The following is an 18424-nucleotide window of genomic DNA, read 5'->3' as shown; positions in this document are numbered from 1 at the left end:
TATACAATTATGAAGTAGGTGTCGAACTTTCTTCTTTTTTCTTACTAAACATTCTGTAAATAATATAACCCACGATTGCAACCAAAACATAGGGTATAAACATTAAATAAACAATACCGTCGTTAACAGCCTCCAATTTTGTTGAATTTCCTTCGCTTTCTAACGATGCTCTACACATTGCGCATTGAGCATAACTCGAAAGCGAGAAACAGATGAAAAACAAAAATGAAAAAACTATTTTAAATCCGTTATTGAAAATCTTTTTACTGCTAGTTTGACCTTCTTTCACTTGTTGGTTACTTAACATAATATGGAGAAATCATTAAGTAAACAATTACACCAGTAACTGCAACGTATAACCACAGAGGAAAAGTGATTCGAGCCAATTTCTTGTGCCGCTCAAAATTTCCTGACAAAGCACGAACATAAGTAAAAAGTACGAATGGAATTATAATTACCGAAAGTGCAATGTGCGATATCAGAATTATAAAGTATACTGTTCTAATCATTCCTTCGCCACCAAACTTAGTTGATTCAGCAGTTAAATGATAAGCAACATACATCACTAAAAACACAACCGAACAAGCAATGGCTGTGGTCATTAGTTTTTCATGTAACACTCTATTTCCATTTTTAATTGAAATGACTGCAGCAATTAATAAAATTGCTGTTAAACCATTAATAGCTGCATAAATTGGTGGTAAAAACGACAAAGGTTCCACAATAATTCCGAAATCTTTCAGTTTCACACTAAACAAAATTGCCACTGCAATAGGTATGATAATTGACACTAAAATAATTGGCGTCTTGAACTTGTTTTCTACTACTGAATTTTCCATTATTTCTCTTCTAATAATTTTTTAATATCTTGTGTTATTGCTTGTATTCCAGTTTTTTCTAATCCATCATAATATAAAATAGGATTGTTATTTTCATCTTTTCTACAACGAATATTTCCAAACTTATCTATAAGCGCAAACATTCCAGAGTGCTCAAAACCACCACTAACTTTTGGATTTTCAGCGGCATAAAGATTAAAACCTTTATACGATAAGTCTAAGATTGTTTGTTTTTCTCCGGTCAAAAAATACCAATTTGGTGATGTAATACCAAGATCTTGCGCATGCTTTTTCAAAACTGATGGCGTATCATTTTCTGGATTTATTGTAATTGATGCAATAGCGAAATTTTTATCCTTGTCGAATTCTTTTTGAATAGTCATCATGTTTCTATTCATAATTGGACAAATAGAAGGACACGTTGAAAAGAAGAACTCCAATACAAACACTTTTCCGGTGAAATCTTGATTAGTTATCTTTTTATTGTTTTGATCAATTAGATCAAATTTTGGAGCAGCGCCAATAACTACCAATGAAGTATCTTTTTTCTTTTCATTACCGTTACTCATTCTATCATTTTGAACAACTGTACCATCTTTAATTCTATTGATAATTCGAGGGATAAAAATAATTCCAAAAATTAAAATGATGAAAGAAATTCCTATGTAAGCTTTATTTTTCATTAGATTTATATTTTTCTTGAAGCGTTTTTATTGCGTTTTAAAGCCAATCGATATTCAGCAAGTATTACTTTTACATCATCGGTCATTTCGTTATGAAGTTCCGATACAAGTGTTGTATTATAACCTTCTTTATATTCTTCATCGCCTTTAACACTTTTTCCTTTTCGCCCTCTTAGATTTAGCTTTTTATCTACAATAAAAACATTTTGCGTACCTAAATCTTCATTTAATTTTGATTGCAAATTGAGTTTGTTATAAAAATTAGTAATCTCTGTTGGCGAAGCAAACACAAATTTCCATCCTGAAATGGAACCTAATTTTTTCAAATCAACTAACACTTTCAGAGTTTCTTCTTTAGCTTCATTTGGAAGTAGTATCACAATTTGAAAATCTTTGAAAGATTCGTTTTTTTTATAAATCTTTTCATAAAGATTAAAAAAATTACCTTTTCGGCCAATTGGATTGTTGCCTGCAAAACCTAAAATTGTAATTTTATCATTTAAAGAAAATGGTTTTCCATCAATTGTTTCCCAAGAACTAATTTCTGGAATTGACTTAGTAATTACTGGCAGTTTGGCAAAACTATTTATTCCTGAAGCAAAAAATAGATAGGCAACTATGGGTAATATAAACAAAACAAAAAGAACAATATTTTTTTTCATTATAAGTATGAAATTAGTAGAATACAAAAATAAAAAAAAGGCACGCAATGCGCACCTTTTTATTGAATTAATATAGTGTTAAAAATTCCATTTTATTGTAGAATTTTTAAAAACCCCAAATATATAGTGTCCTTCAGTTAAGAGGATAAAAACTAAGTAAATTATTAGAAATATTGCTGTTGCAACAACCATCCATCTTAAAGCTGGAGTTTCTCCTTCCATGTGCATAAAAGCCCAAACTATATAGTAAGCTTTAAAAACTGTTAATATGATGAAAATCCAGTTAAGTAAATTCATGCCTAAAAAATCGGTCATGAAAAGAACGTTTGGCTTGTAAATACCTAAAGCAACTTCAATAATTGTTACTACTGAAAGTAAACCGAAGACAAACCAAATTCGTTTTAAATTAGAAACGTGTTCGTGTGACATAATATATATTTCTAAGAAATTAAACTAAGTAAAAGAATGTAAATACAAATACCCAAACTAAATCGACAAAGTGCCAGTAAAGTCCAACTTTTTCAACCATTTCGTACGAACCTCTTTTTTGGTACGTACCTAAAAGAATGTTGATGAAAATAATAATATTTATAATTACACCAGAAAATACGTGAAAACCGTGGAATCCTGTAATAAAGAAAAAGAAGTCAGCAAACAACTTGCTTCCGTACTCATTTCTTTGCAAATTAGCACCTTCTACAACCAAATGTGCATCGGCTAATCTTTTTTCAGATTCTTTACGAGAAAGAATAAATTTATGTTTGGCAGAGTTCAATGCTGCATTTTCATTCAAACCTGTAGCTGTTTTAATAGTTTCAGGTCCGTTTATAACTTCTGTTCTGATAAGTAAATCCGGGTTTGCTGCGAAACCAGCTTGCACCTCAGCAACAGAATAAGTTGGTAAAGAACCTTCACTCATAAACCAATTTCCTTTTCCTGGCGTAAGTTGTTCTCTCACTTCTGGTAATGTTACGGCAAACTCTTCTAGTTTTACACGTTCACCTTTTGAATTAACAAACTGCAAAATGCTTCCACCTTTAGTTTCAATTGCACCATATTCACCTTTGATAAAGTTTTTCCACTCCCAAGCTTGTGAACCTACGAAAATAAAACCTCCAATGATAGTCAAGAACATATAAAATGCTACTTTACCTTGTTTCATTTGATGACCAGCATCAACAGCCAATACCATTGTTACTGAAGAAAATATTAAAATAAAGGTCATTAAAGCAACATAGTACATTGGCGCAGGTATTCCATGCATGAATGGAAAGTGCGTAAACACTTCATCAGCAAGCGGCCAAGTTTCTATAAATTTAAATCTAGAAAAACCGTAAGCAGCTAAAAATCCTGAAAAGGTTAATGCATCTGAAACGATGAAAAACCACATCATTAATTTTCCATAACTTGCTCCTAATGGCTCATTTCCGCCATCCCAAGTTTTTCCTACAGTTTGTGCAGTTGTAACTGTCGATCCCATAAAAAGTAATAGTTAAAAAGTTCCCAAATTTACGTTTTTTTCTTATTTAAAGAAATATAAAAACAAAAATAAATAAATCCACAATAAATCTAGAAAGTGCCAGTACATTGCACCTAGCTCTATTCCAAGAAATTGACTTGAATTGTACTTTTGTTTAAAATGATTATAAATTACGATTAGTAATGAAATTATTCCTCCAGCAAGGTGTAAAAGATGCGCAAATACAACTACATACAAAAACGAAATAGTGATTGCGCCGCTTCCTCCAACTGGCACTAAGCCTTTTTCAAAAAGCGCATTAAATCCTTCAAATTGTAAAAATACAAATGCAACTCCGAGTGCCAAAGTTAGTAATAAAAATGTGGTGGTAGCTTTCCTATCGTCTTTAGCAATAGATTTTTTTGCCAAATGAAATGTCACACTACATAAAACGATGGATGCCAAGCTATAAAAAAACGGTAATGGCATTACAAAGTCTTTCATCCAATCGGTTCTAGACTTACTTACCACAAAGGCACTTGTCAATCCAGCAAACATCATGGTCATACTGATCATTGCAAAAAGCAACAACAACTTGTAGGAACGATCAGTTCTTTTTTTATTTTCTTCAACGGTCATAGCCATAATTATCTTAAAAATTTATCTGTTATATAAATTATTTGTAACAAAGTAATATAGGAAACACTAACTAACATTAATGTTCTTGCTGATTTAGCTGTACGAGTTCGATACAATTTGGCAGCATAAAAAAGCATCCACAAACCCAATAAAAAAACCAAAACTGCCGAAATTATTGAAATATGTAGCTGTCCTGTATATCCTAAAACTGGTAACAGCGATGCTATTATTAACCATCCTGTATACAAAAGAATTTGTGTAGCAGTTTTTGTATCTCTCTTACCTGTGGGTAACATAAAAAATCCTGCTTTCTCATAATCTTCAAAAAGAAACCACCCAATTGCCCAAAAATGAGGAAATTGCCAGAAAAATTGAATTAAAAATAATGTACCAGCTTCAATGCCAAAATGATCAGTTGCTGCAACCCAACCTAACATAAACGGAATTGCTCCAGGAAATGCACCAACAAACACCGAGAGTGGCGTCATTGTTTTTAAAGGCGTGTAGAGACTTGTGTATAAAAATATCGAAATCGCTCCGAACATTGCCGTCTTCGGATTGATTAAATACAATAAAATCAAACCAATAATAGTAAGCAAACTTGCAACAAATAGGGCAACATTGGGCGTCATGCGAAGCGATGGCACTGGTCTATTCTTAGTTCTGTCCATCAAGGCGTCGAGATCTTTTTCGATAACTTGGTTGAATGCATTAGAAGCACCCACCATGCAATAACCGCCAACTGATAAAATAAATAAGGTTTGCCAACTAAATGGATGTACATCATCAAACCCAAGTAAATATCCTGCAATTGATGAAAAAACAACACTAACAGCCAGTCTTGCTTTGGTTATTTCAAGAAAATCTTTGTAGATTGCTTTTATAGAAAATGTTTGTGCCGTTGCCTCCAAACTAATTTATTGTGTTTTTTAATTGTGCAAAGGTACGAATTACATTGTAGATTTTTAATGCTAGTTTTTAGATTTTTTTTGCGAACAAAAGTTAATGTTTTATCAATTAAATTTTAACTTTTTAGGAGCAAATGGTTCGGGCTTTCTCTACAATCCATTTTCCTGCTGCCTTTCCAAAATCCCGATGAAAAATCGGGAGTTTTTCCCTTGCATCAGGGCTAGATAATTTTTGCCTTTTTTGAAATTAGAATTTGAAAATTTAAAAATTAATCTTCTCTTTTTTGAAGTAGCTCATACTTAATTTTAAACCGCCATCGTTTATAGGTACGAGAAGGCAGACCAATACTGCTGCGAATAGAGTCAATTTTTAGAGCGTCAATTAAAACTATATCTTTTAAATTCTTAGTAAGCGTATAACTTCCATAAAGCTGAATCCCTTGAGTATTTTCAAGCATCCTATCGTAGGATTGCGAATAATTTTCAGGATAAGCCAACCCATTTTTAACTGCGTTTAGAATCTTCGGCAACAAAATGTTGGAACGAAAGTCTTTATTTGTATGCAAAAAAATAGTGCCTAAATCCGTAAAAACACTATCAATGTAAAACTCTCCAATTAATTTTTCATGCGGAAAACCATATTTATTCAATATATTTTCGAGTTTTATCTGATTTATAGAATCAACAACTCTCATCTTATCAAAATCGATAACATCTTTTCTTACTACTTGGTCCATTTCAACCATTTTCTGAATTGAATCTCTGAGTGTAAAATTCAATTTTTTTCTATAAGTTTGAGTAGCATTTAAAATCTCTCCATCAGTAATACCCGAGTTTTTAAATGCTAAATTCATCAAGCTATCGTATTTAAAATATCTCGAATTACTTCCATAATTTTCAATCGATTTTAAAATTGAATCTTTAAATTTTAATTTTGCGTTGATTGCGTATGCACAAGCCAAATAGGTTTCATATTCTTTATATTGCTCGGTATTGAGAGGCTTAAACTTTTTAAACAGACTATCTAAAATAACATAACTTTTCTGATAATCCTTAATCAAATATAAACTGTCCGCCTCGTATACTTTTAAAAAATAAGGAATATAGTTAGTTTCTTTTTCGACTTTTACTATATAATTTTCAGGAGTAGCTTTTTTAGATCTACAAGAAGCAATAAAACAGAGTGCAACAAACACTATTATAGTTCTCCTCATTTCATTTTTTTTTTTAATAATCCAAATTCCATTTAAAGATGTAACAATGTAATTCTAAAGAAAACCACGTGATGCTTTCTTTAAAATCGAATTAAGCAGACTTTCAAGAAAGCGTATTTATAATTGAACTCAATTTGATTGGTATTGCTTTTTACATCTTATCCAAAAGTAGTTAATCAAAAGAGGATTTGAGAAAAAACAATTGATAAAATTGTATACAATTTAAAGTGGAGTTAGATTATCTTTCGAAAATATCTTTGAATTGATATAATAGTCGCTGTAAAAGACGTAAATCTTCTGTGATAATATCGGCTGAACCTGACATTTCTTGGCGGAAAATTATTTTTTTATCGTAAGAAGTTTTTAATCCATTTGGCAACCAAATATCGATAAGTAAATTTCCATCTTTATCGGGTGTTAAAGAAATTGATTTTATTTTTCCTTTTAGAATTCCAAATTCTCTATCAGGATAATTTGCTAAACGAATATTTACATCTTGACCAATTTTTATTTTACCCGAATTTTGCGCTACGGCTTTAAGTTTTCCAATATAATTAGTTTCATTAGATGGAATAATTGCAAAAACATTATCGCCTGAAACGACTGATTGATTTTCTGACCAAAGCTGCAAAAATGTAACTTTGCCAGCAATAGATGAGCAAAGAACATAATTTAATTCCCAATCTTTTACAGCTTTTTTCAATTGATAAAATGCTTGAGTTACATTTCTATTTAAATTTATGTTTTCTTTACTCTCATTAATAATTGTTGTTTTACTGTTTCTATTCAAATCATTTAAAGATGATTTTAGTTGGGAAATGGTACTTAAAAAACTTTTATAATTTTTTTGTGATTGTAAATAGTGCAGTCGTTGCTTTTCTAATTCTTGTGTTGAAATAATCTCTTTTTTATACAATAATTCATAGCGTTCTAAATCTTTTTTTTGAAGTTCTAATTCGCTCTGATTGATGCTTTTCTGTGATTCTAACAAACTTAATCTTTCACGAAGTTGAATAGATTCTAAACTTTGTGCTGAACTTTCAACTTTATAAGGTTGCAATTTAAAACTAAGTTCCTCGGCTGAGTATTCTTTTTGAAAAAGTGCATAGGAACTTTCAATATCACCAAGTTGTAATGCTTGTGTTTTTTCAAAAGGAAAAGGTTTTTCATCAATTACATAAGAATCGATAATGCTTTTTAGCAAAAAAACATCTTTATAATTTGCAGCATTTTCTATAACAGCCAACGGTGTTTTTTCGGGAACATCAGCTTTATCTTTTACTAAAATAGCTTCGATTCTTCCTGAAGTTTTAGCAATTAACTTTTGTGGTGGAACTTGCGTTGTTATGCTAATTTGAGTTGAAATCATATCAGGATATTTAATCATCCATGAAACACCTAACATCAATAAAACAATCGAAAGCACCACAATGTTTCCCCAACGAATCATCCAATGAGGAACACGTGTAAGGATTTCTTGAACCTCTTCGCTACGTAAATTTATATCTTTAATTTCTGACATTTTAACTTCCTAATTGTAATTGATTTCTAACTAATTCATAATAACTTCCTTTTAAATCTACAAGCTCTTTATGGTTTCCAATTTCAACAATTTTACCTTTTTCTAAAACTACAATTTGATCAGCGTTGATAACCGTGCTTAAACGATGCGCAATCACAACAACCGTTTTATTTTTAAAGAAAATATCTAGTTTTCCCATGATTTCTTTTTCATTATTCGCATCAAGAGCTGAAGTTGCTTCATCAAAAAATAACATTTTAGGATTTTTATAAACTGCTCTAGCTATAAGTAATCGTTGTTTTTGTCCGGTACTCATTCCAACGCCTTCCATACCTATTTTTGTATTGTAGCCAAGCGGATAATCCTCTATAAATGCTTTAATATTAGCAACATCAGAAGCATAAACTAGTTTGTCTTTGTTAATTATATCAACTCCAATGGCAATGTTATTAGCAATAGAATCACTAAAGATATAACCTTCTTGCATAACTGAACCTACATGATAACGCCATGCTTTTTGTGACAATTTAGACAATTGCGTTTTATTGATTAAAATTTCACCTGAACTTGGTTCATAAAATTTCAGTAGTAATTTCATTAAAGTAGTTTTACCACTTCCGCTTGTTCCTACAATTGCTGTTATTTTATTAGCTGGAATAGTTAAATTCAAATTTTCTAAAACATTTACATCCGAACCAATGTATCTAAAAGACAATTCTTTAATTACAATATCAGCTTCCTGAGGGATATCGTGAATCTTTTCTTCATCGTTTTGAGTTTCATCTTCTTTATCATGAATTTCGGATAGTCTTGCTAATGAAATTTTTGCATCTTGAGCTTCTCTAATAAAACTTATTAACTGAACAATTGGACCATTCAAGCCTCCAACAATACTGCTAATTGCCATCATCATTCCTAATGTTATTTGTCCATCAATTACTAACTTTGCCGACAAAAAGATGATTATAATATTTTTTAATTCGTTTATAAAATTAGACCCAACACTTTGAGTTTGTTCTAAAACTAGCCCTTTCATCGAAACTTTAAACAATCTTGCTTGAATATATTCCCAACCCCAACGCTTTTGTTTTTCAGCATTATGCAATTTTATTTCTTGCATTCCATTGATAAGCTCGATGACCTTACTTTGTTCTTGCGAAACTTCTGAAAATCTCTTATAGTCTAATTTTTCCCTTCTCTTTAAAAATAAAATTACCCATAAAAAATAGAAAAAACTCCCTATAAAAAAAACTGTGAAAATCTGTAGATTGTAATAGGCCAAAACGCCACCCATTATAAACATATTAAGTAAAGAGAATAAAACACTCAAAGACGAAGTGGTTAATATTCGTTCAATTCTATGATGATCATTGATGCGTTGCATAATATCACCTGTCATTCTAACATCAAAAAACGAAATAGGTAAATTCATCAATTTGATAAAAAAATCGGAAATTAAGGATATATTTATTCGTGACGAAAGGTGTAATAGTATCCAACTTCGTATGAGTTCAAGAGCAGTTTTGCCAAAAAACAAAAATAATTGCGCAAACAAAACCATGTAAATAAAATGAATATTTTGATTTTGAATTCCAACATCGACAACACTTTGCGTTAGAAATGGAAATATTAATTGCAATAAACTTCCTGCTAATAACCCAATAATTAGCTGAAAAATAAACGATTTATAGGGTAAGATATAATTGAATAAAAGTCCAAAACCAAATTTACTTTTATTATCTTCTAAGTCAAATTCTGATTGATGGAATTTAGGAGTTGGCTCTACTAACAATGCAATTCCTTCTTCAGAAGTTTCGTTGGCATTATTTCCAATCCAAAATTTTATGAATTCTTCTTTTGTGTAGTCAATTAACCCTACAGCTGGATCGGAAATGAAGTAATTATTTTTTTTTATATTGTAAAGCACTACATAATGTTCTTTATTCCAATGAAGAATACATGGTAATGGAGCTTCTTCTAATTTATTTAAACTTAGTTTTACTCCAAGTGTTCTAAAACCAATTTTCTCTGCAGCATCGCTAAGAAATAATAAATTACTTCCTTCTCGATTGGTTTCACTAAAAGTTCTTAATGTTTGAATATTGAGAGTTTTGCCATGGTATTTAGCAATAATTTTTAGGCACGTTGGACCGCAATCTTTGGAATCGGCTTGTATGTAAGTTGGGAATTTTTTCAAAATAATTATATAATTTCAAATATATTAAAAATAAACTGTCTGAAAAATATTTTCAGACAGTTCAAAGGATTTATAATAATTTTAGCTCACATCTTTGCATTAGAGGTTCACTAGTGATTTTCAACATTATTCTCATTGATCTCTATTGTAAATACCTTTATAGCAACTTTGTCGCTTACTTTAATAATAAAATGAATCACATTGAGCAATTATTTCAATTATTATTATTTTAGTTAACTCTTGAGAACAATATTAAAACTGATTCCTTTTAGCACTAAAATAATCTATTATTAAAGTTCTCCTCCAAATGGTGGGGTTCTATAACAAGGTTTTTGAGGTGTTGGAAAAATACAAGTGCCATTACTACAACACATATTTGCAGGACAAGTAGAATTCGCAACATCGTGACATTTTATTAAACCACCATTCACGTTTTTTTGCTCCTTTTTAGTTAACTCTTGAGCACCTAAATTTAAAATTGATTTTTTCATAATTTAACGTATAAGTTATTAATAAACTGTGTGAACACATACTGGACCATTGGCAGTTTCCTGACAAGGCGCTTCAGCAGGACAAGCAAGATCTTTACATAGATATGCTTTCGCTCTTTCGCCATACACGTTTTTTTGCTCCTTTTTAGTTAACTCTTGAGCACCTAAATTTAAAATTGATTTTTTCATAATGTTAAATATTAAAATTGATTAATTATCTCAAACTTTTTTAAGTCAATTGAGATTTTTGACTATCGTTGCAACAATATTTTAAATTAAATAGCTACTGCTACTTCTGTATTTTCCTCTTTTATTTGTTCGTCTAAATCGTTTAAAAAATATCTTAATTCACTAATTTCATATTCATCAGGAAACAATTTGTCATTAATGATTTTTACAGGTGTGTAGTTTAGGTTGTTCTTTAAACACCAATCATATTGAGCTTGAAGTTGCTTTTCAATAGCAACAGTTATTCCGTTTGCGCACCATTTTTTTAGCCAAACTTCTAAACTAAAATTGTTTATATGCCAATCTGTTAATGCTTGTAGCACTTCTTCTTTTCTATAATAACTAATAGCTAATAAATTTTGCACAACCGCTTGATATGGATTATCTAAATTTTCTGGATTTACATTAAAAAGTATTTGTAGTTTTATTTTTTCAGGATATTTACTCACTAAACTCTTTGCCTCTTTAAAAGCTTTATGACAGTGACCGCAGCTTGGACTTAAAATCAACGTCAATTGTATGTTTGCTGATTGACTTCCAAAATTTATTCCATGAAAATATTCAAATCCTTGCAATGAATTTATCTCCTTCGATAAATAATTAAATAGTCCATAATTTCTTTTAAATCGAATATGCTCTGAAAGTTGTTTTTCACTTTTACTTTTTTTCTCAAGAATAGGTTTTATATAAAACCAAATTGATGAAATAAATACGACGCTAAAAAAATAATGAAAGCTTCCATTGAAATTTAGATTTAATGAAATATCATTTAAAAACAAGAAAACTATGCTTTGAAGAAAAATTAATGAAGCTATTATTAAACAAAGCGCGCACCATTTTTTAAGTTTACTTTTTTGTAACCAAATAGAATAGGCTAAAAATGGCAGTGACAAAACGCTAGCAATCCCGACATAATTAATTGATGACACCAAAAGAAAAATTGACACAATATTGATTCCAAAAAATAATATAGGAAAATCAGAAAAGCTTAACCAACTATTGATTTCACTATTTTTAGATTTTATTACTGAGTCGCAAGTTGATTTTAACCCAGTACAAATTTTTGATGCAATCTTATTTGGAACACCTAACTTTTCTTGAATAATAAAAAACCCAACTATAAGTCCGATTATCGAAGTAGAAAAGAAAAATAATTGTTCCCAGTAAAGTCCGTTTCTTAAAATAAAAATTCCGAAAACCACCGCTAAACTAAGTAATTGCCATAAATAATTGATTTTTTTTACTGCAATAACTTTCTCCGACACATTTGGTTCAACGGCGACTATAATTCCATCCCAAATCCTAATAAAATCAACTACTGAATAAGCAACTTTCTCGCCTTTTTCAGTTTCAACAATAATTCTATTAGTACCTCTTTCAACCAATACCAGTTCATTATAATCATTAGCTGATATGGTAGCCAAAAAGATATTTGGCAAATCATTTATTTGAGATTTATCAATTTTCGCAGCTATATTTTCAATTGATAATGAATCTAGTGTATCAGTTACGGCATACAAACTAGGATAGTTCGGATGTGATTGAAACAATTCTTCATATTCTTCCTTTACATTTGAAAATCCATTTAACGATAAATATTTGTGAATTATTTTTAACATAACTTGTAAATAATTATATTGATTTAACTTTTACAAATTTTAACAAAAAAAGTGATTTGAAATTCCGCTATTCATATATTTTTTAAAATAAAGGAACGATATTTTATAAATTAAAGGATGAAAAAAATTAAACTAAAACGCACAATATCAATTACTTAATTTATAATAGCGTTATAAATAATGTGCAAAATATTTTGAATAGAAAATTGAAGTTATTTTTATGTAGTTTTGAAATAATTAATTGTAAACATTTAAGTTATGAAAGTTAAAAAATTAAACATTGAAGATTTTCAAGAAAAAAAAGTTGCTAGAACTGAGTTAAAAACTATTTTTGGAGGTAATCCAAATAATGGACCTGGTCAGGAATTACTTCTTAATGATGAAGATGATGTTCCAATGGGACCGTTCCCAGTTGGTCCAGGAGGAACTGGCGTAACAGCTGGTGGATCAAAAGACCAATTACCTTAATTAAAAAGAGAGATTAAACAATCTCTCTTTTTTTTATTTCATTAATAAATTGAAAAGGTGTAATTCCTGTTTTTTTCTTAAAAGATATTGTAAAAGAATCTGCATTTTTAAAACCTGCACTTTCAGCAATTGCCTGAGTGCTGTACTCTCTGTATCTTTTGTTATTAAGAATTTCATTAATCACAAAATCCAATCTCAATTCATTATAATAAGAACTAAAAGTTTTATTATAGTTTGTATTAAAGATATAGGATAAATAAGTTGTGTTTGTTTTAAGCTTTTTAGCGAGATATTGCTGACTAAAATCTTGTTTTAAGTACTCTTTTTTTTCATTGACAACTTTTATTTTTTTCAAAATATCTTCTTCATCTTCATTGGATATTTGGATTGGTTTTTTGAGCACCTCATTTACCTGAATGATTTCGCTACTATTGTCCTTTTTGGTTTCTTGTATCAATATATTCACCTTTTCAACAATTCTTTTTTTATCTCTTCTCGACTTAGATAATAGAAAAATCAAAGTTAAAACAACTAAGATGACAGTTCCTTTTAATAAAAAATCTAATAAAAATAATTTTTTGTATTCTTTTTGAATAATTAGCATGTCTTTCTGCAGGCTTTCATTACTCATTCTATTTATTAAATCTATTTTGTTATTATCTAAATATTCTTTGTTGATTTTATATTAATCATCATAAATTTTTGAATATAGATTTGCCTCTTTAAGATTGCCCAACTCCTGATATATTTTAGCTTGGTAGTAACTAGAATTTATATAATCATAGGTGTTAACAAGATTTTTATCTTTCAGATGCAATGAATCAATTTTTTTAAAATAAATTAAAGATTGCGTGTATTTCTTTTTCGAATAATATATATATCCAACATTACGATAGATATTCGATAGTTCACTACGGATGTCAGTATCATTTATCAAAACAAGGGTTTTATTAAAAATATTTAGCGCGTCGTCATACCTTTTATCAAAAATATAATTTATACCAATTGATTTTTGAGCATTAATTGTATTTAGTAATAAATCTTCAGAGAAAATAAGTGATTTATCATAGTAATATGTTGATGAATCTAAAAATATTTTTTTTCTTTTATCAACTTGAAACTTTTCTTGATAATACCATCCAAGGTGCAAATAATATAAGCTTTTTGAAGCATTATATTGGCTTTCATAATAAAGACTAGAATTTTTATCAATTAATAACAAAGCTTCATTTGTTACTCTAACAGCTTCATTATACTTTCCTATTTCACCATAAATAAGTGCTATATTTCCTAAAAATTTTATATTCTGTAATTTATCATCAATTTTTACAGATATTTTTTTCCCTTTTTCAAAACAATCCAGTGCATTTTGTAAGTTACCTCTCTTCCATTCAGAAAGTCCTTCAAAATTTATTAAGTACGATTGAATTTTGAGTTTTTCTGTAGAATTTTCTTCTTTATTTAAAAAAAACAAAGCTGTTTTATAAAACTCTTTTGCTTTTATGGAATCACCTTTCAATTGAAAAAAATAGGATTTAATTCCTCTAGCAAACGCTTTATGCAGGTATTTATCTGACTTTTCAATTTTGTTGGCAAGTATAAATGAACTATCTCTGTTGTCGTTTAAAAGTCTTCTTGACTCTTCTTGCAGTAAATAATAGTCTTTATTGGACAGCACTTTATCATTTTGAGAAATAGCAAGTGTGGTAAAAAGTAAAAAAAATAAAAATAAAAATTTGTTCATGGCGGTAATTAAATTTAAAAGTGCTATTAAAAACCCATTCCTAGTAATCCAAATACCAATTAAAAATATCACAACGTAATCCAACTGAAAACCAAGTTGTACTTTCTTTTTTTACTAAATCGGTTTCAACAGTAGGTTTAAAATTTCGGTATATCAGACTTCCAAAAACCTTCATATTAGTACTTGGGTTTATTAAATATCCGGCTTGTAAATCGGCAATAATAATCGTTGTTTTGTTTCCTTGTCCAACTTTTACTCCAGTATCAAATGGTCGATTGTCTTCATAATCTTTGTAAATATTTCCACCATAATTATTACTATCTGTAGTTGTATCAAAATCCAAACCTCGAATTCCGTAAGTTAGTTTGGCATCGGCAAAATAGCGTCCTTTGTGGTAGCGTGCAATTCCAATCAACTCTTTGGCATTTCCACCCCAATTGTGTCCTAAACTTTGGTTGTTGTGTCCGTAATTTGTCAAAACATCGCTATGCGCATACACGTACGGACGAATATGATTGTATTCGGCCTGAAGCAACAAATTTTTGATATTAAATGCGTTGAAATATTTCAGTCCGAGTTGGTAAGCAAACTTATTTTTCCAACTGTTTTCTTGTTTTTTAACATCTCCCAACGAAAATTCGTCAAGCAAAAATTGCGCATAAAAATTAAATTGATTGTTAATCTTATACTTAGTTGTTAAACCCAAAAGTGCATTTCCGCTTCTTGAAGAAGATGAAAATTCGACCGCACGATAAAAAATAATTGGATTGACAAAACTGGCATCGAATCCGCGATTGTTTTGATTACTCCATACTACACTTTCAAAAAAACCTAAATTGAATCTTTTAGTTACATTCCAACTCAGGTAATGATTGGCAACATATTTAGTGGCATACGTTCGATCTACCGTAACAGCATCACGAACATCTTTCATCCAAGTGTAAGTATTGGTGTATTTTATTTTCCAAAAGGTGGTATTAATTTTTAAGAACGGATACGGACTTGCACCATCGCTAAACAATAACGAACGATATCCATCACCAATAAAATTACGACCATATCCTAATTGCAAATTAAAAAACTTATTTGGCATGAACGATAAATTGGCTTCGGCAAGTGGAAAATCGAAAGCATCTGTTTTAAAATCTTTTGCAATTCCGATACCAGGAATAATAGCAGGATTTCCACCTGATGGCTTTATTGAACGCGCATAGTTGTTAAAATAATCAGCAAAACGACCTTGACTTTCGTAAATAGTTGTAGTAAAATTTATTTGCTCTCCCAAGCCACCGCGAACTTGAATTCCACGTGTGTTGACATAAGTATATTTAGCATTGCTAGGACTGGATTTTCCTAATTGTAAATCGACAATTGGATTCAAAGTAAACCAATAACCATCACCTTGAATGGCAACCATATTTTCATTCCAAAACTTTTTTCCCCACCAAGAAGTTTTAGATTTAGCTAATTTTTGGTTCTCCGCATTGATATCATAATATTTAGCAACTTCGGCATACGAAAAAGGTTTAGAAGAAGTATGATTGTTAGATCCAACTTGATTCAGAGCTGCGTCAAACTGCGCATAATAACTATGAGAAAACGGTATATTTAAATGACTTGTATTTTCAGGATTTTGAAACTTTTTATACACAATGCTGTCATATTCTTGTAACTCTTTATTTTTATCTTCTTTGCTACTACTAGAAAAAGCTTTTACAACACTATTTTCATTATTATTTTGATTTTCTACTTGTTGTATGTTTTTTGGATTAACTAATGGTATTGCAATCTTGATAGTATACTTAGCGTAAGTAGGTTTTCCGTTGTAAGTTGGCGCTTTTATTTGTGGAAATTGTGCAAAAACTCGCTTGCTTTCGGTAATCAAATCTTGGTTGTTGGCATCGACATATTGTACTTGAAACGTTCCTTTATCGGTTACTTCAAATAACACTATTACATTTCCTTTGTAATCAGTCGGGAGATTTTGAGGCACTTTAAAATTAGTAAAAACAAAAGTTTGTACCTCGGTATAAAAACAATTTTCTACTTCTTGCGAAGTTACCTTTTCACAATTAGGAAACTTTGGAAATTGCTCGCTACTTTTTTGAGCCCAAATACTTAAAGTGTGAAACAGAATTACAAAAAGAACAATTTTTTTACACATACTCTATTTTAAAAATTTAGTAATTATTGGTTGTGGTTTCGCCATTTGCAATAGCTTTGGCAGACGACGTTCCTATTCTTTTTACACCAAGTTGAATCATTGCAACTGCTTCATCATAGGTTTTAACACCACCAGCAGCTTTGATAGCCAACGGCGAAGCGTTTTCTAGCATCATTATTACACTCGCAATTGTAGCGCCATTTGGAACACCTTCGCTAGTTTTATAGAAACCTGTAGACGATTTTACAAAAACCGAATTATAACATTCCTCTTTAAAATTAGCCATAACCACATTTTTTATCAAGGTTGAAATTTGAATAATTTGATTGCTGTCTAATGCTGCAACCTCTATAATCCATTTCACGATTTTATTATTGGCTAAACCAAGTTTTGTTCCTTCAAGAATTTCTTTTTTAACCAAGCTTACATCTCCAGCTTTAAAAGCTTCATAATTGCAAACAAAATCCAAATCGTCGGCACCATTATTTATGGCTTGCCTCGCTTCTTCCAATTTTTCTTCTAAAGTATTGGTTCCTTCAGGAAAAGAAATTACAGTTCCAATGGTTAATTTAGAATTAGCATCTACAATCATTTTTTTAGCATCAACTACATATTCTGGACGAATCATAATCAATTTAAAATGCTCATCAATAGCTTCTTGAATCGTATTGACAACAATTTTGTTGTTTTCAATAGCACTCAAATTAGCCTGTGCTGCTGTTTTTAAATAAGTTGAATCGAGATATTGCTTGATGTTCATGCGATGACTATTTATATCTGAGATAAAATTAAAAAAAAATCCCACCTAAGCGAGATTTATTTTTTTTTGGTTACAAATTTATTCCAATTAACAATAAAAATTAGTCCTGAAATTGCTCCTATTGAATTGGCTAAAACATCTATTGGATCACCTTTTCGCGCAACTGTTAAAGTAGATTGACAAATTTCGATTACTATTCCGAAAACTATTGCTGTTACTAAAACAATAAGTCCGCTGTGTTTAAAAATGTTTTTAAATTTTACATAGGAATACCATAAAACTACAAAAACAAAATAAAACAAAAAATGAACTATTTTATCTTTAAATGGCACTTCAACTTCATCAACTATTTTTCCAATTGTAATTAAACTGAAAACAGTTATAACTATTGTCCAAGCTAACGCAAGGAATAATATAATGATTTTTTTATGCACCGATTAATTTCCCGTAAGCTTCATGGTCTAATAATTCGTCCCATTGTGCAGCATCCGAAATTTTAATTTTGATCATCCAACCTTTCCCGTATGGATCAGCATTTACATGCTCTGGATTTGCTTCTAAATCGTCGTTAAACTCTACAATTTCACCTGATAATGGTAAGAATAAATCTGATACTGTTTTTACTGCTTCTACAGTTCCAAAAACCTCATCTTTTTCTAAAGTTTGGTCTAAAGTTTCTACTTCAACATATACGATATCTCCTAATTCGCTTTGTGCAAAATGGGTAATTCCTACTGTTGCAATATCACCATCTAGTGAAACCCATTCGTGATCTTTAGTGTATTTTAAATTACTTGGTAAACTCATTGTGTTAGTATTTTTTGTTT

21 protein-coding genes are annotated in these 18424 nt (G+C 30.2%); 1 reads left to right on the top strand and 20 read right to left on the bottom strand.

What is annotated here, in order from left to right:
- Window positions 1-7 precede the first annotated feature (7 nt).
- From ACZ098_RS09230 to ACZ098_RS09165, 14 genes are all read right to left on the bottom strand, one after another.
- A complete protein-coding gene (locus ACZ098_RS09230; RefSeq protein ID WP_487311467.1) occupies window positions 8-307 on the bottom strand; it encodes a FeoB-associated Cys-rich membrane protein in 300 nt (99 codons plus the stop codon).
- Window positions 297-839, bottom strand: coding sequence for a DUF420 domain-containing protein (locus ACZ098_RS09225; protein ID WP_487311466.1), 543 nt, complete (start codon window positions 837-839; stop codon window positions 297-299). Before ACZ098_RS09225 ends, ACZ098_RS09230 begins: the two co-directional genes overlap by 11 nt.
- Window positions 839-1522, bottom strand: coding sequence for an SCO family protein (locus ACZ098_RS09220; RefSeq protein WP_487311465.1), 684 nt, complete (start codon window positions 1520-1522; stop codon window positions 839-841). The genes ACZ098_RS09225 and ACZ098_RS09220 overlap by 1 nt, the downstream gene beginning before the upstream one ends.
- Window positions 1523-1527: 5 nt before the next feature.
- Entirely contained in the window at window positions 1528-2184 is a 657-nt protein-coding gene (locus ACZ098_RS09215) for a hypothetical protein (RefSeq protein ID WP_487311464.1), read from the bottom strand.
- 78 nt (window positions 2185-2262) lie between these two features.
- Window positions 2263-2613, bottom strand: coding sequence for a cytochrome C oxidase subunit IV family protein (locus ACZ098_RS09210; RefSeq protein ID WP_487311463.1), 351 nt, complete (start codon window positions 2611-2613; stop codon window positions 2263-2265).
- 19 nt (window positions 2614-2632) lie between these two features.
- Window positions 2633-3664 carry a cytochrome c oxidase subunit 3 gene (locus tag ACZ098_RS09205; protein WP_487311462.1) on the bottom strand — a complete coding sequence of 344 codons (1032 nt, stop codon included), beginning with the start codon at window positions 3662-3664 and terminating at the stop codon, window positions 2633-2635.
- A 42-nt stretch (window positions 3665-3706) separates the two neighbouring features.
- Window positions 3707-4288 carry a cytochrome c oxidase subunit 3 gene (locus tag ACZ098_RS09200; RefSeq protein WP_487311461.1) on the bottom strand — a complete coding sequence of 194 codons (582 nt, stop codon included), beginning with the start codon at window positions 4286-4288 and terminating at the stop codon, window positions 3707-3709.
- Window positions 4289-4290: 2 nt separating this feature from the next.
- A complete protein-coding gene (gene cyoE / locus ACZ098_RS09195) occupies window positions 4291-5193 on the bottom strand; it encodes a heme o synthase (RefSeq protein ID WP_487311460.1) in 903 nt (300 codons plus the stop codon).
- 266 nt (window positions 5194-5459) lie between these two features.
- A complete protein-coding gene (locus tag ACZ098_RS09190) occupies window positions 5460-6404 on the bottom strand; it encodes a hypothetical protein (RefSeq protein WP_487311459.1) in 945 nt (314 codons plus the stop codon).
- Window positions 6405-6642: 238 nt separating this feature from the next.
- On the bottom strand, window positions 6643-7926 hold the full coding sequence (locus ACZ098_RS09185) for an HlyD family secretion protein (RefSeq protein WP_487311458.1): 1284 nt from the start codon (window positions 7924-7926) through the stop codon (window positions 6643-6645).
- 1 nt (window position 7927) lies between these two features.
- Window positions 7928-10123: a peptidase domain-containing ABC transporter gene (locus ACZ098_RS09180; RefSeq protein WP_487311457.1), complete on the bottom strand. Its 2196-nt coding sequence runs from the start codon at window positions 10121-10123 to the stop codon at window positions 7928-7930.
- A 290-nt stretch (window positions 10124-10413) separates the two neighbouring features.
- Window positions 10414-10614, bottom strand: coding sequence for a hypothetical protein (locus ACZ098_RS09175; RefSeq protein ID WP_487311456.1), 201 nt, complete (start codon window positions 10612-10614; stop codon window positions 10414-10416).
- Between the two features lie 18 nt (window positions 10615-10632).
- Window positions 10633-10803, bottom strand: a complete 171-nt coding sequence (locus ACZ098_RS09170; protein ID WP_487311455.1) for a hypothetical protein — start codon at window positions 10801-10803, stop codon at window positions 10633-10635.
- Window positions 10804-10889: 86 nt separating this feature from the next.
- The gene (locus ACZ098_RS09165; protein ID WP_487311454.1) at window positions 10890-12461 is read right to left on the bottom strand and encodes a vitamin K epoxide reductase family protein; all 1572 of its coding nucleotides are present in this window, start codon (window positions 12459-12461) and stop codon (window positions 10890-10892) included.
- 258 nt (window positions 12462-12719) lie between these two features.
- Here ACZ098_RS09165 and ACZ098_RS09160 point away from each other — a divergent pair, with 258 nt between their 5' ends.
- Window positions 12720-12929: a hypothetical protein gene (locus ACZ098_RS09160; protein WP_487311453.1), complete on the top strand. Its 210-nt coding sequence runs from the start codon at window positions 12720-12722 to the stop codon at window positions 12927-12929.
- Between the two features lie 13 nt (window positions 12930-12942).
- On the opposite strand, the gene ACZ098_RS09155 is transcribed toward ACZ098_RS09160, so the two are convergent.
- The 6 genes from ACZ098_RS09155 to gcvH are packed head-to-tail and all read right to left on the bottom strand — an operon-like array spanning window position 12943 to window position 18404.
- Window positions 12943-13560 carry a helix-turn-helix domain-containing protein gene (locus ACZ098_RS09155; RefSeq protein WP_487311452.1) on the bottom strand — a complete coding sequence of 206 codons (618 nt, stop codon included), beginning with the start codon at window positions 13558-13560 and terminating at the stop codon, window positions 12943-12945.
- Window positions 13561-13614: 54 nt separating this feature from the next.
- Window positions 13615-14673, bottom strand: coding sequence for a tetratricopeptide repeat protein (locus tag ACZ098_RS09150; RefSeq protein ID WP_487311451.1), 1059 nt, complete (start codon window positions 14671-14673; stop codon window positions 13615-13617).
- A 40-nt stretch (window positions 14674-14713) separates the two neighbouring features.
- Window positions 14714-16837 carry a capsule assembly Wzi family protein gene (locus ACZ098_RS09145; protein ID WP_487311450.1) on the bottom strand — a complete coding sequence of 708 codons (2124 nt, stop codon included), beginning with the start codon at window positions 16835-16837 and terminating at the stop codon, window positions 14714-14716.
- Between the two features lie 16 nt (window positions 16838-16853).
- The gene (gene deoC / locus ACZ098_RS09140; protein ID WP_487311449.1) at window positions 16854-17597 is read right to left on the bottom strand and encodes a deoxyribose-phosphate aldolase; all 744 of its coding nucleotides are present in this window, start codon (window positions 17595-17597) and stop codon (window positions 16854-16856) included.
- A gap of 56 nt (window positions 17598-17653) precedes the next feature.
- On the bottom strand, window positions 17654-18031 hold the full coding sequence (locus ACZ098_RS09135) for a VanZ family protein (protein WP_487311448.1): 378 nt from the start codon (window positions 18029-18031) through the stop codon (window positions 17654-17656).
- The gene (gene gcvH / locus ACZ098_RS09130; RefSeq protein WP_487311447.1) at window positions 18024-18404 is read right to left on the bottom strand and encodes a glycine cleavage system protein GcvH; all 381 of its coding nucleotides are present in this window, start codon (window positions 18402-18404) and stop codon (window positions 18024-18026) included. The genes ACZ098_RS09135 and gcvH overlap by 8 nt, the downstream gene beginning before the upstream one ends.
- Window positions 18405-18424: the final 20 nt, after the last annotated feature.

The organism is Flavobacterium sp. SP2 (genome assembly GCF_057626655.1).
Note: the sequence above shows the minus strand (reverse complement) of the source record. Positions and strands in the feature narration are given on the sequence as shown.